Origin of the sequence: Alicyclobacillus hesperidum subsp. aegles, assembly GCF_027923525.1 — a bacterium.
Lineage (GTDB): Bacteria > Bacillota > Bacilli > Alicyclobacillales > Alicyclobacillaceae > Alicyclobacillus > Alicyclobacillus aegles.
This window is the reverse complement of record NZ_BSBJ01000003.1, coordinates 25,557-39,801: the sequence shown is the minus strand read 5'-3', so window position 1 is coordinate 39,801 and position 14,245 is coordinate 25,557. Positions and strand designations below refer to the sequence as shown.

The window sequence follows — 14,245 nt, the reverse complement described above, 5'->3', positions numbered from 1 at the left end:
ACCCCTTGTATATGTATAGATGCCAGTGACCCATAACGTGTTACGGCAGAGGCGGAGCCATGCTGCGCAACGACTTTTTGATGACTTCGGCGATTCGCGCATGTCCGGCATGATTTGGGTGAATTGGGCGACGAAAAGGTAAGGCCAGATCCTCGAACTTTCCATTGCGGTAACCTTCAATCAATTGATGTTCGCGGTTTTGAAATCCTGCGAACACGTCGCTGACCGTAAACCGGTACGCTTCGGCAAGCTTGCGTATCACGGTGTTTAGCCTATCAAAAGCGGCAACCGCAATCGGAAAATGTGGTATGGGGTTGTATACGGTGGTGACAATCACGTACGGAATGTTACGTTTGTAGATGAAATTACATAATAAGTTCATGTTGTAGGTGAATTCCGCGCTCACGCGATCGATGACGGCTGGGGTAATGGCTGGCCCCGATATTGGGAGATAGAAACGCCGTAACAGGCGTCGCAAGTCATTGCCACCTGTCATCAACGTGATCATATTTGTCTGTTTCCAAACCGCCTCACCGATAACGTTAACGGCTTTCCACAGATCTCCGCTCGTCCATCCGTTTTGGGCAACGATCATGGTATGGTCTGCAAGTCCCTGTTCGTGTGCAAATTGCGAGACCTGATAGACAAATGTCGCATGTGGATGGGGCGCACCGTACCCGGCGGTGATGGAGTCCCCGAGCGCAACGTATAGGTTTCGCTTCATATCGCTTCTCCCTTCAAGCCTGAAGCGTGTCATGCGAATGGGTTCAAGGCCTTCGCTTTCGTATTTGTGAATTGGGATATCGTGACGGGTTTGCAGGGACTGTTGGTCTTTGTTGCATCCACGGAAACGGGAATGGTTCGTTAAACCCTTTGGCAGGCGACTCCACTTGCCGCGGTTTACCGAACAGTTTCGGCACCAGCTTGCCCCCGCGCTGTCCCTTATGCGATCGCTTGGAGGCTTCTTCAATCATGCGACGCATCTGGGGATTTTCGCTTAGGAATTGCTGCACCCTTGGATCTCGCAGTAACTGTTTGATTTCGGCTTCGCTGGGTCCAGTCTTAAAGGGGCCTTTCAGACTTGGGACGGATCCGGAGCCTTTCAAAGCATCCTGGTCGGATAAGCGATTGGGGCTAAGCGGACTTCCCAAACCATACGAAAACCCTTGTGTACCAGATGTGTTTGGGGTTCCAGCCATGGGATGCGACGGAACACCCGGCTCCATGGCCCCCCGCAGTTTTCGTATACCTGTCCACGCTCCTCGGGCTAGTAGATGGATGTTTGGATCCTGAACCATGTTCATCAGAACAGAGCCCCATCGAAATAGCATGCCAATGTTCAACATCATCACCTCCAGAACCTCAGAGTAGTGTATGATCCCCTTTTCTAACGAGCATCGGGTAAATGTGCAATAGAAAAATCAATATGCGCGTTACCAAGACCTAGCGGCTGTGCGAATGCCTGTGCGGCAAATACCGATGCAAAAGGTTCATCGCACACATACTTGTACATCACGTCGTGAAACGAGGAGGCAAAAAGAAGCTTTGACTTTGCAGGCGCCCATTCGTAAGGCGCGGGCATGCCTATTTGCTGGCGTGGTGATGCGTGTACCTGGAAATGCGTTGCGGGCAAGATGATGCGTCAGGCTCGTGGTTACATTCGGATTTTATATTTTGCATGGCAGGAGGGAAGCAACATGTATGATGGCGGTGCGCTCGGTGGCTACACTCGTTGGGCGGTTGTATTTCTCATTATCTTTGTACTCTTTATTTTGCTAGTGCCTTACTACACCACAACCTGCACGACAACGCCGGTTTACTAATGGTGGATGACACGAAAGTCGCGTCGTGTGTTGCGTGAAGGGGAGGGCATCAGCATGTGTTCGAGAGCAGAGTGTTTGCGCCACGTTGGACAATATGTGCGCTTTATGACACCCTACGGATATCACGAGGGGATCATTGAGCGCGTGACAGAGGAGCAGGCCATTATCTTATCGCCAAGAAGGTACATTCCTCCGCAACTCGCCAGTGAAACGCTTGATCCAGATGAAGTTAAGCGTTTGGATATAGCATTGGCGTGGGGGGGATATGGGGCTGGTGGCTACCCCGGTTATGGCCGTGGCGGGTATGGAGCCGGTTACGGCTGGGGATGGGGCCGTTGGGCCGCATCGTTTTTGATCATCTATGTTCTGTGGGGCCTGTGGTGGTAACGTGTGTCTCTACCTAAGGGTAAAATGAGTTACTCTCAGTAACTGGGTATTAGTGAGTTCTAACCACATTAATTCCAGCTTTGTTGGCCAAAACTTCCGCAGGACTCTTGCAAAACGTATTTGCTGGTGTGTCAAGATCGATCACGAACGAGCCTTGTTCATTTAATCGAGCGGCTGGTACGACAGCGGATGCAGAGCAGATTGCGAATCACTTGGCCGTGTGTGCAATCTCCTTCGCCCGCTGTTTTTTGTTCCCAGGCTATCTACTGGACAAGGGTCTCGGCGGTGAAAAGTATTGCCTTGTGAGCGTGAATATAAATTTCGTTCGATGAATGGCACTTGAGCATTCCGCCCTTGATTTGCCGTACGGAACAAGACTTCAGTTCGCCGTAAGCGTCAAATCGTACCCATCTTGCATTCCTGTCAAAGTTGCACCAAATTCGCGCATGACTCGCAACCTCGCCAGAGAGCCGGCGGGTTCCGTCCGGCAGGTAGTTGGACCACGGTAGTAAGTCATCCATCGCCGTCCGTCATCAGTCTGGATGTTGGGCAGCCGCTCGAACAGTACTTCAGGTACAAATACGGGTCCAACCTGTTCTCTAGTCGTCTCCACAAGGTGTCAATGGAGAATAGAGACGAAAGCCAATTGGCCATTGACATGTCAGATTGATGGCGTGGCTTTTTCATGATTGCGATGCCACGAGCAAGTCGTGGTCGAGTTGACGCTTACAACGAATTTGTTGGAACGGCTGAATCGGGGAATTCGTAGGCGACGTGGTTGTCATCTTCCCGAACCGAGATTCCGCAATTCGCTCAACACCACGAATTTCGTCTAAACACGTGAGTCGAACAACGTCGGCAACGCAGTCATATTATTTCTTACAAACGAGAAATTGTGGACCGCATGCAAGTCATGACCCAGATATACAGAGCACGTCCATTCCCCAGCAGGTACATCTTTAGTCAGACGTAAAGCGCAATGAGAGACAGCGCTTCCTGAGAAGCGTACTGGCTTAGAAGTTATCCAGTAAGGCTCGTTATTGTAACTCCATTCCACAAAGACAACGGCATTATGTGTCTTCTTATCCCAACTATGGATTTCAAACGACAAAATGACTATTGGATTCTCGTCACTAAATAATCTCGTTTCCCCTGCTGCGTAACCTAATTGATCAACCCTTGAACAAATCGTGGAGTAAATTGAGACTCCATGGTTTGTATCGATAGTACGCTCAACGGTTGCGAATACGTCATTCCGCAAGGCAACATAAACAGATGTCAATGGATCACTCAACAAAAATCTTTGGTTGACAATTAGTAAATAGAATTTATACTCATTTGGTTCATCAACCCAATAGCAATCATTATCAGTGTTGTAAGTAGTATCACGTGTATCCATTCTGTCAAACACATCAAAAGCAACGTGAAGTGAATTCACACGGCGTAGATGAGGGATAGTGATATACATGCCTAAAAAAACACCTCTATAATGGTGTGGATTTCGAGAAAGATTCCAACAGCCAGCATAGAATATTTCATAGATCTGAATGCGTCTTCACGAGAACGACGAAAAACCTTGACTAGTATCCAAGTCATTAATTGAGTCATCAGCATGCACATAAAAAGTATTACTAAAGTAAGAATTAAAAAATGAGGTATCTTATTCATGTCTTTGCTGCTCACCTATCTTTTTGTTTATGAATGGGGGCACTTGGCTGATTATTAATTTTTCCACCAGCCCATATTCTGACCAAAATGATCAACGAAATCCGCTACGTATCCAACCGCGGCACCACCAATTGCAGCTCCTGCTATCTCTGGCGCAGCGGCACCAATCACCCCTGCTCCAATTCTAACAGCAGCTCCGGCTCCACCCTCAATTACGGCAGAAGCAAATACGCCTTCCTCAGAGGCACCTCTAACGACACTAGTTGCCTTAGAAACAGATGCGATTCCTGCGCCTATTCGACTAGCAACATTAACGGTATCGTGATTAGTTTGATGAAATGCGTTTACAAGACTGTTCCATAGGCTCATAATCTCACGCCACCCCGGAAATCATCTTAAGTGCCCCCTAAAAATAGTATAAATTAAACCAATATATGGTCAAGTTCAAATTTGTGTGTAAATTGCGTCTACATGTAGAATTTGCTGTGTTTCGACGTGCCGCCTTTGACGGCTTTGCTTCGGAAAATCAAATATGTCCGTCGTCATCACCATCAAGAGGGGCTTCGCCGGTCGTTGATAAGGAACGAAGGGGCAAAGCTTTCACCTGCGGTGTTCACCGCACCACAGCTCCTCCCGTTATCCCCGTAGCGTGTGCGCCTTTGCGGTTTGCGCGGATGATGCTTGCTGTTCTCTCCATACCCAATACGCCTCTATATCGAGATATGGTGTTAGGCTTAAATGGTGGACACAACGAACTGAGAATGTGAAAATAAGTAAATCGATTCGAGGTGTCTACATATGGCGAATAAGTATGACAACGATTTTAAGCTGAACACAGTCAAGCTGGTTCTGGAGGAGGGGCGAGTAGCGTCCCAGGTAGCGCGTGATCTCGGTATTTCCGAGAAGACGCTGTACGGGTGGATTGCTAGATACAAGGACGATCCGAATAACCCATTTGTGGGCAGTGGAAACTTAAAACCGGAAGCCAAGGCGGCGCGCGATTTGGAGCGCGAGAACCGTGAGTTGAGGGAGGAGAATGAGATCTTAAAAAAGCGCTGCGCATCTTCAGCAAGGACCGGAAGTAAGGTACCAGTTCATCTATGAACACCGCGCTTCGAGTTTTCGGTTCAGAGGATGTGCAAAGTGCTTCAGGTTTATCGAAGCGGCTACTATGCATGGCTGAAGCGTCCGGATAGCGCGCGTAAGCAATGGCGACGCAAAGTCACACAGCGCATTCATGCAATCTTTCTATCCTCTCGGCGCTTGTACGGGAGTCCAAAGATTACTCAAATACTGCGTCATGAAGGCATACGGGTGAGCCAGAAAACGGTCGCCCAGATCATGTGCGAATGCGGATTGAAGAGCCGTACAGTGCGCAAATACAAGGCGACGACGAACTCGAAACACAATCATCCAGTGCACGAGAATGTACTCAATCAGACGTTTCGAGCACAGCGTCCCAATCAGGTTTGGATGTCGGACATTACGTATGTCTGGACCGAGGAGGGATGGTTATACGTGGCCAGTGTCATGGATTTGTATACCCGCAAAATCGTTGGATGGAAAGCTGGAGCGAGGATGACCAAGGATCTCGTCATGGATGCGTTGGAGCAAGCTTATCAACGGGAGAAGCCTGCAGCCGGCGTATTACCAGATGCTGTCGAGAAACACCGCATAGCTACGGTGAGAGTTTCGTATGTGGAATCTTCAGAAATTCTCTGTTTGGGGTGTCCACTTTCTTGACTTAATACCAAATTTTATTTCGATGAATGGCAATTGAGCATTCCACCTTGATTTGCCGTACGGAACAAGACTTCAGTTCGCCGTAGGCGTCACATCGTACCCATCTTGCATTCCTTTCAAAGTTACACCAAACTCGTTCATGATGACGATTTCTCTTGTTGTTCGGCCCGAAACTTGCAACCCAGTACCAAAGCCGACTTTCGGTGACCTGATTCTCGGCGCACCATTTCGCGGCGATGAGCCCACTGGCACGAAATGCTGCCACCCGTGCCTGCCATGATTCTCTCAAACTGGCCCGTTCTGCGCTTGACACAATGATTCCCTCCCTGGTTGATCATGGGGGAATCATCTCAGAAATCTACGTTTTAAGCGAGGTGTGCGCTATTTTACGCACACCATCTTCCCGAACCGCGAATCAGCGATTCGCCTGATCGGCGCTCTACTCATGGAGATAGACGAAGCATGGACAACGGGGCACAAATATCTCGACATGAAGGACTACTTGGTGTGGCGTGAAGAACAACAGAAACGGGCAAATCAGGGCTCAAAGATCAGCGAGATAAGTTGACATAATTCCATATCTACTTGGGGGCGAATTTACACCACATTTAGGACTTGATCATCTTTCAGCAGCCCTATTTACATTATGTTTACACAATGGTATATTATGTATTAGAACGTAAATATCAACAAAACAATCTTTATGAATGGAGTTGAAAAAACGTGAGTTGGTGGAGTTCCGCAGTAAAGGCATTTCATCAAACGAATCATGATGCTGTAAGTGTTGCAAGTGGTATTGCCGCTGCTGTTACGGGTGGCGGGAAAATGGCGAGTTCCATTAATGCAGCAAGAAACGCAGGCGTCTTTGATGCTGTCGCAATTGACGGTGGCGCCGTTGCAGTTGGAGAAGTTGGTGTAGGTGTTGTATCCGCGGCCGCTCCTGCTGCTGCAGGGGCAGCCGTAGCATATGCAGGTGATTTTGTAGATCATTTCGGTCAAAATATGGGTTGGTGGGGTAATTAGCTTTTTGCCTTACCTTACGTGCCTCTGAAGGAGGGAACAAGTTGCTTCGTTTATTAGTTGTTTCACTAATCTCCATAATCATTGGGTATCTCGGTATTAAGGTCGCTACATGGTTTTTAGTTAAATTTGTTGGTACAGACAAATCAGAAGTATCCAAATCATTGTGGTACGGAGTCTCAATAGCTTGGATTGTATTTGAAACACATCTTCTAGGGATTTGGTGAAACAACGATGGAAATCTATATTCCAAATCTTAAAACGGAAATAGATCTGTCCGTTTCATTTTCTACTAATTTCCCAATTAAGGAAGTTCGTGATGGTATACCAACTGATCGGATAAATATCTACCAAGTTAAACCATCGAAAACCTTCCAATATTATTCCATTGGACTGAATGGAAAATTTAGAGTTTGTGGTGTGCGGACAGATGAAACATCCCTGCTCAAGAATGGTATATATGGAACTTTGTCTGTTTTGGAAGATGTCAGTGATCTGATTACTATGAGATCTGTATTATGTTCGAGAGTTAACGATCAAGGAATTGCCGAGGAACTAACAAGCATATTCACTGATGAAAATCCTTTGGTCATACTCTCTTTCGAACTTATTTCCCCTTCCTTGTTACGAGGCGCTGGAGCGTGAGAATGCGGAGTTGAAAAAGCAGGTCAACCTGTTGCTGGAGCAGCTTCGCCTGGCTCGTCAAAGGGAGTCACTTTAGGAACAAGAAATACCCTGCCCTTCCGCCGTGAAGAGCTTTGTAAAGCGGTTGGTCGATACCCCACTCAAACACGGCAAGGAAGTCATAAGCGTGGGCGTAGCTAAGAACAAGTACCCGTGCTGATACTCCGTGATCGCACGGCGCGTACGGTTTCTTGGGTATGCCGAGCATGAAAACCGAAGAAATTCCACGGCAGATGCTTCCCATCCTCAGTCAAGACAAGGTGCTTTGTACGGACGCTTATCGAGGGGTAAAATGATAATGGGGTCATCGCGCCCCTTCTCTCCTCGCTATGTGCTCCAAAGGTGTTCCTTTCTTCTTCGGGTGGAAGATCCCATTGGATTGCAAGATACAGTCTGTATGCGACAATATAAGTTGGATGAATTGAATGCAAAGCGGGCGATACACGTGGATCGGACAACAGCCACATTTGTCATTCGCAATGGAAGGCTGGTTCTTGAAGATTCCATTTGTGACGGCGGATACATTTATGTTGAGCAAGGCGTGATTCGCGAAATTGGACAAGAAGAAAGCTTTTCGCGCACGTTTGCTGACCGTTCCATCACGGTGTTCGATGCAAACAATCAATGGATTTTACCTGGTTTTATTGACATACATATTCACGGAGGGGACGGCTACGAGGTGATGGATGGCACCATTCACGCCATCGAGGCCATTAGCCGATTCCATGCCAGGCACGGAACGACAGGTTGGCTTCCCACAACGCTGACATCACAAATAGCTGACCTTGACCGGGTGATCCATGTGGCAAAGCGTAGCGCAGGCCGCTTTCATGGTGGTGCACAGATCCTTGGCATTCACCTAGAGGGGCCGTTTATATCTCCTAAGCGCTGTGGTGCACAGAATCCGCAGTTTGTCATTCCCCCATCGATGGATATCCTCAAGCATTTGACGAGTATCGCAGAAGGTTTTGTGAAGAAGGTCACGATTGCCCCGGAGCTAGAAGGTGCTCTGAATGCTATTTCCTGGCTAACCCAGCAGGGGATTATCGCATCGCTCGGCCACACGGACGCAACATTCCAACAAACGCTTGATGCGATTGCAGCGGGTGCCTTGCAGGCCACTCACCTATTTAATGCGATGCGAGGGCTTCATCATCGCGGGGGTGGAGCCGTAGCCGCGGCGTTGCTAACTGATGATGTCGTGTGTGAGATTATCGCTGACGGACATCACGTCTCCCCGGAAATGATGAGACTGGCGTATCGTCTTAAAGGCCGGGACAATATGGTGCTCATTACCGATGCCATGGCGGCAGCAGGCAAAGCCGATGGCGACTATAAGCTTGGTGCGCTGGACGTGATCGTCCAAGATGGGGTGGCTGTACTGAAAGAAGGTAACCACCTTGCGGGAAGCACGTTGACCATGGACGAAGCGATCCGCAACATGGTCCGCAAGGTAGGTATCGATCTGCGGGATGCCGCCTATATGGCGGCGACGGTACCGGCCAGAGAGCTCGGTCTCGCGCATACACGGGGCTCCATCGCCGTCGGGAAACGTGCAGATCTCGTTGTACTGGACGAAGGATTGCATGTTGTCGCGACGTGGATCGCAGGGCGTCAAGTGTTTGCCAGATAAGCTGCTGTCATCGAAAATCAGCTTTCAAAACCATGGCGTGCAAACGCTTCTTTGTGTAGGACCCTTTGTCAGGGGTACAATCATAAAGAGGATGCATTTTCCTCGGAAGGGGAGCAACGATGACTGCACAAAATGAGCGCAAGCCAAACCGCTTGATTCATGAAAAATCGCCATATCTCTTGCAACACGCATATAACCCTGTCGATTGGTTCCCCTGGGCACCGGAAGCTTTCCAAAAGGCTGCCCGTGAGTCCAAACCTGTTTTTTTATCCATTGGCTATTCGTAGCCCTGCGGGGCTATGAATAGTACACCTGCGTGCAAATGGAGTATACAATTTCGACTTGTCACTGGTGCCATGTCATGGCGCATGAGTCGTTTGAAGATGAACAGGTTGCCCAGTACCTGAATCAACACTATATCTCGATTAAGGTCGATCGCGAGGAGCGACCGGACATCGACCACATCTACATGACATATTGCCAAGCGGTCACCGGCGAAGGTGGTTGGCCACTGACGGTCATTCTGACGCCGGACGGGCATCCGTTCTTTGCCGGAACGTATTTTCCGAAAAACGCGCGCTACGGGCGCCCGGGACTGCTAGAGATTCTCCGCGTGATGCGTCAAAAATGGGACGAGGAGCGGGAAAAACTCGTTTCGGCGAGTGCCGAGCTGGTCACCCGTATGCAGCCCATATTTGCCGCGATGCCCGGTGAGGTCGACGGCAAACATGCCGCCCGCCAAGCAGCATCCACTCTGCGCGAGCGCTTTGACCACGCGTATGGTGGCTTTGGAGATGCGCCCAAGTTTCCGGCGTTTCACCAGGTCATGTTTTTGCTGCGATACAGCCGATTCGCTTCCGACCAAGGGGCGCGGCAAATGGCTTTGGATACACTGGATGCCATCATGAGAGGCGGAATTGCCGATCACGTTGGCGGCGGGATCGCCCGCTATAGTACCGATGCCTTCTGGCGTGTTCCACACTTCGAGAAAATGCTCTACGACAACGCGTTGGCTATCACGGCGTACACCGAGGCCTATCAGGTGACGCGGAATCCGCGATACCGTCGTTTTGTCGAGCAGATTGTCACTTTTCTTGAGCGCGAGCTGACCTCGCGGGAAGGGGCGTTTTACAGCGCACTCGACGCCGATTCGGAAGGTCAAGAAGGGCGTTTTTACGTGTGGCGGCCAGAGGATGTGACGGCAGCGCTTGGCGATGAGGACGGCGAATGGTACTGCGCTTTTTACGATATCACAGACGAAGGTAACTTCGAGGGCTACAGCGTGCCTAACTATGTCGATCGCGATATTCCTGCCTTTGCATCCGCGCGCAACATGTCGGAAGGCGAGTTGTGGCAGTGGCTCGACGAAGCTAATCGGAAGCTCTACGAATGGCGAGAGCATCGCGAGCACCCAGGGCTTGACGATAAAATCTTGACTGCATGGAACGCCTTGGCCATTTCCGGACTCGCTAAAGCCGGGGCTGTCTTTGCAGACGAGCACTGGCTCGGCCTGGCGGTGCGGGCTGTTCAGGCGCTTGAAACCCTGCTTGTGCGCAAGCCGGACGGCCGTCTGCTCGCGCGCTATCGCGACCAAGATGCAGCCGTATTCGCCTATGCGGACGATCACGCCTATCTCATCGCGGCGTATCTCGATCTGTATGAGGCCACGCTCGATCCGTTCTACCTACGTCGTGCCCAACATTGGCAGTCTGTGCTCGACACGCTCTTTTGGGATAGCGAAGGCAGTGGTTACTTTCTGTACGGCCGCGATGCAGAGCGCCTCATTGCGCAACCAAAGACCGTTTACGACGGCGCGACGCCGTCGGCCAACAGCGTGGCGGCACACAATCTCCAGCGCCTGTACGCGCTTGTCGGCGACGAAGCGTATGCGGATCGATTGGATCGCCTTTTGCATGCGTTTGGCACATGGTTGATGGAAGCCCCAGTTGACCATTTATGGCTTGTCACCGCAGCCATGTTGCGCGATCTCGGCACGACTGAGGTCGTGTGGTCATCAGTACCAGGCAGGGGGGACGTACGCGCGATGGCGACAGCCTTTCATCTTGCCTTTCTGCCAGAAGCGGTGCTGTTGACGCCATCAGCTCGACCGAACGGCGAAAATGCGTACCCACCGGCAGCGGACGAAGCGCTTGTCTACGTGTGTCGCCACTTCCATTGTGAACGTCCAGAGGCGGACGTTGCCGCAACCATTGCTAATCTTGTCGCGAATCCTCCGCGCCTGACATGAAGCGGGGGATCTTTAGGCCATACTGAATCGAGATGCGCAAATATGGCCGAATCAACGGCACGTTGGAGGTGGGGCTTTTGAGCACCAATGTAAAGAAGACATTCGTGGTCGATGGCAGGCAGATATCTGCGAGCGATCACGAAACCATACTGCAAGCTCTTCTCGAGAACGACGTCGATGTCCCGCACATTTGTTATCACCCTGCCTTAGGGCCGATTCAAACCTGCGATACTTGTATGGTCGATGTCGGAGGCAACATCGTACGAGCTTGTGCGACGCCTGTAGAAGACGGCATGGAAGTGCGGACCAAGTCGGTGGCCGCGCGATTTGCGCGCAAAGAGGCGATGGATCGCATCTTAAAAAACCACGACCTATATTGCACGGTCTGCGATAACAACAATGGCAACTGTACCGTGCACAACACGACGATGGCCATGGATATAGATCATCAATCGTATCCATTCCGGAAAAAGCCGTACGAAGAGGATTTATCCAATCCATTTTACCGATACGATCCGAATCAATGTATTCTCTGTGGCCGTTGCGTCGAGGCGTGCCAGAACTTACAGGTCAGCGAGGTTTTGTCGATCGCGTGGGATCGCGAGATTCCCCGTGTCATTTGGGACAACGATGTACCCATCAACGAATCCTCGTGTGTTTCTTGTGGCCATTGCGTAACGGTTTGCCCGTGCAACGCGCTCATGGAAAAGAACATGATCGGCAAGGCTGGTTTTCTGACTGGCATTGAGCCAGAGCCTTTACAAACGATGATCGATTTGACCAAGGCCGTAGAGCCAGGCTATCGGGCTATATTTTCGATTTCTGAAATGGAGAGTGCCATGCGCAAGTCGCGCATTCAACGCACCAAAACGGTTTGTACATACTGCGGCGTCGGCTGTTCGTTTGACGTATGGACGAAAGACCGCGAAATCCTCAAGGTTGAGCCGCAGATGGAGGCGCCGACGAATCAGATTTCGACATGCATCAAAGGCAAGTTTGGCTGGGACTTCGTCAATAGTCCAGATCGCCTGACAAAGCCACTCATCCGTCGAGGCGATGCATTCTATGAAGCGACCTGGGACGAAGCGCTCGATTTGGTTGCCAAGCGCTTGACGGAGATACGTCTCAAACACGGAGACGATGCAGTTGCGTTCATCTCCTCGTCGAAGTGCACGAACGAGGAGAATTACTTAATTCAAAAGCTCGCACGTGCCGTGATGCATACCAACAATGTCGATAACTGTTCGCGCTACTGTCAATCGCCGGCGACCGAGGGGTTGCGCAGAACTGTTGGCTACGGCGGCGACACAGGTTCGGTACACGACTTGGCGATGGCCGATCTCGTCATCATCGTTGGCGCCAATCCAGCAGAGTCCCATCCGGTTTTGTCGACGCGCTTGCGGCGTGCAAAAAAGAAATATGGCCAGAAGCACATCGTGATCGATCTACGGCGTAACGGTATGGCCGAAAAGGCAGATATGTTTGTCCGGCCCGAACCGGGCACCGACCTCGTGCTGTTGTCGGCGGTGACAAAGTACATCATTGATCAGGGCTGGCAGGATCAATCGTTCATCGACGGACACGTGGATGGTTACGCGGAATTTGTCAACTCGCTTGCCACGTATACGCTCGCGTATGCAGAGCGGACGACCGGTGTGCCGCAGGCTACAATCAAACAATTGGCGACCATGATTCACGAGGCAAAGTCGGTTTGTATCTGTTGGGCGATGGGTGTTACCCAACATTTGGGGGGCAGTGAAACGAGTACGGCGATTTGCAACCTGCTGCTTGTCACAGGCAATATGGCACGGCCGGGCACAGGTGCTTATCCCCTGCGTGGCCACAACAACGTCCAGGGGGCGGGGGACATGGGGTGCAATCCGGTGTACCTGCCTGGATACGAGCGCGTGGACGACCCTGGGGTACGCGCAAAGTATGAACAGGCCTGGGGCGTTGAACTGCCGACAACGAAGGGACTCGACAACCATGAGATGGTCGAAGCGATTCACGATGGCAAACTGCGCGCGATGCTGTTGCAAGGCGAGGAGATGGCGCTTGTCGATTCCAACTCGCACTACGTGCGCGACGCTTTCACCAAGCTGGACTTCTTCGTGGTCATGGACGTGTTCTTCAGCAAAACGGCGGAATTTGCGGATGTCGTGTTGCCCGCTTCACCGAGCCTAGAGAAGGAAGGCACGTTTACCAACACCGAACGCAGAATTCAGCGCCTATATCAAGTGTTGGAGCCTCTTGGCGAATCCAAGCCGGACTGGATCATCCTGCAGGAGTTGGCTCGTCGGCTTGGTGCCGACTGGAATTATCAACACCCACGTGAAATCCTTGAGGAAATGGCATCTTTGGCTGAGTTGATGAAAGGCGTCACCTACGAGCGACTCGAAGGTTACCGAAGCCTGCAATGGCCGGTCGCCGAAGATGGTACAGATTCCCCGCTACTGTACACGGACGGCTTTCCATTTCCGAACGGACGTGCGAGACTGGTGCCAGCCAAGTGGATCGAACCGACCGAATTTGCTCCAGAATATGACCTGCACCTGAACAATGGGCGGATGTTGGAGCATTTCCACGAGGGAAACCTGACCTACCGCGTCGCGGGTATTAAAGAGAAGATACCCACCACGTACTTGGAGGTTTCTCCTGAGTTGGCGAAGGAGCGCGGAATCGAAACGGGTGCTCTGGTGCGGTTGACTTCGCCGTTTGGACAGTTGAAGCTTCCTGTAGTGGTCACGGATCGCGTGCAGGGCCGTCAGCTGTATCTTCCGATGAATACGTCGAACGACGAAGAGGCCATCAACATCTTGACAAGTAGCGAATCGGATGTGACGACACATACGCCGGCATATAAAGAGTTGCGCGTGCGTATGGAAGTTCTCCGTGAAAGCGGAAAAAGTCCGCTCACGCCATATAATTATCGGCTTGGCCACCCCAATCCACAGCCGGGTGTACAAGTCGAGAAAAAGTGGGCCAGAGCGGGGTATGTTCCGGTCGAACAAGCACGACATCGGCCGGAGAGGGGGTAAT

At 51.0% G+C, this 14,245-nt stretch carries 10 protein-coding genes and 3 pseudogenes; 10 read left to right on the top strand and 3 right to left on the bottom strand.

Annotation, left to right across the window (positions count from 1 at the left end; translation table 11 throughout):
• Positions 1 to 40: 40 nt before the first annotated feature.
• Positions 41 to 724 (bottom strand): SGNH/GDSL hydrolase family protein, encoded by a 684-nt coding sequence (locus QMF38_RS01365; RefSeq protein WP_052012166.1) that lies wholly within the window; start codon positions 722 to 724, stop codon positions 41 to 43.
• A gap of 1,153 nt (positions 725 to 1,877) precedes the next feature.
• Between QMF38_RS01365 and QMF38_RS01360 the strand changes: the two genes are divergently transcribed.
• Positions 1,878 to 2,210, top strand: coding sequence for a hypothetical protein (locus tag QMF38_RS01360; RefSeq protein WP_281758418.1), 333 nt, complete (start codon positions 1,878 to 1,880; stop codon positions 2,208 to 2,210).
• Positions 2,211 to 3,932: 1,722 nt separating this feature from the next.
• On the opposite strand, the gene QMF38_RS01355 is transcribed toward QMF38_RS01360, so the two are convergent.
• Entirely contained in the window at positions 3,933 to 4,247 is a 315-nt protein-coding gene (locus QMF38_RS01355) for a hypothetical protein (protein WP_040288353.1), read from the bottom strand.
• A gap of 429 nt (positions 4,248 to 4,676) precedes the next feature.
• Here QMF38_RS01355 and QMF38_RS01350 point away from each other — a divergent pair, with 429 nt between their 5' ends.
• Positions 4,677 to 4,982 (top strand): transposase, encoded by a 306-nt coding sequence (locus tag QMF38_RS01350; protein ID WP_006445622.1) that lies wholly within the window; start codon positions 4,677 to 4,679, stop codon positions 4,980 to 4,982.
• Positions 4,983 to 5,006: 24 nt separating this feature from the next.
• Positions 5,007 to 5,621 (top strand): annotated as a pseudogene (locus tag QMF38_RS01345) (IS3 family transposase); the annotation flags it as partial.
• A 1-nt stretch (position 5,622) separates the two neighbouring features.
• On the opposite strand, the gene tnpA reads toward QMF38_RS01345, so the two are convergent.
• Complete coding sequence (tnpA, locus tag QMF38_RS14755; protein ID WP_390853767.1) at positions 5,623 to 5,934, bottom strand: IS66 family insertion sequence element accessory protein TnpA; 312 nt, start codon at positions 5,932 to 5,934, stop codon at positions 5,623 to 5,625.
• A 54-nt stretch (positions 5,935 to 5,988) separates the two neighbouring features.
• Here tnpA and QMF38_RS01340 point away from each other — a divergent pair.
• From QMF38_RS01340 to fdhF, 7 genes and pseudogenes are all read left to right on the top strand, one after another.
• Positions 5,989 to 6,189, top strand: a pseudogene (locus tag QMF38_RS01340) (transposase); the annotation flags it as partial.
• Between the two features lie 155 nt (positions 6,190 to 6,344).
• Complete coding sequence (locus QMF38_RS01335) at positions 6,345 to 6,644, top strand: hypothetical protein (protein WP_040288355.1); 300 nt, start codon at positions 6,345 to 6,347, stop codon at positions 6,642 to 6,644.
• Positions 6,645 to 6,875: 231 nt separating this feature from the next.
• Complete coding sequence (locus QMF38_RS01330) at positions 6,876 to 7,286, top strand: hypothetical protein (protein ID WP_157057238.1); 411 nt, start codon at positions 6,876 to 6,878, stop codon at positions 7,284 to 7,286.
• Positions 7,287 to 7,722: 436 nt separating this feature from the next.
• The gene (gene nagA, locus QMF38_RS01325; RefSeq protein WP_157785432.1) at positions 7,723 to 8,958 is read left to right on the top strand and encodes an N-acetylglucosamine-6-phosphate deacetylase; all 1,236 of its coding nucleotides are present in this window, start codon (positions 7,723 to 7,725) and stop codon (positions 8,956 to 8,958) included.
• 119 nt (positions 8,959 to 9,077) lie between these two features.
• A pseudogene (locus tag QMF38_RS01320) lies at positions 9,078 to 9,242 on the top strand (DUF255 domain-containing protein); the annotation flags it as partial.
• 77 nt (positions 9,243 to 9,319) lie between these two features.
• On the top strand, positions 9,320 to 11,206 hold the full coding sequence (locus QMF38_RS01315) for a thioredoxin domain-containing protein (protein WP_006447940.1): 1,887 nt from the start codon (positions 9,320 to 9,322) through the stop codon (positions 11,204 to 11,206).
• Positions 11,207 to 11,238: 32 nt separating this feature from the next.
• Positions 11,239 to 14,244 carry a formate dehydrogenase subunit alpha gene (gene fdhF / locus QMF38_RS01310; RefSeq protein WP_006447941.1) on the top strand — a complete coding sequence of 1,002 codons (3,006 nt, stop codon included), beginning with the start codon at positions 11,239 to 11,241 and terminating at the stop codon, positions 14,242 to 14,244.
• The last annotated feature ends 1 nt before the right edge of the window (position 14,245 follow it).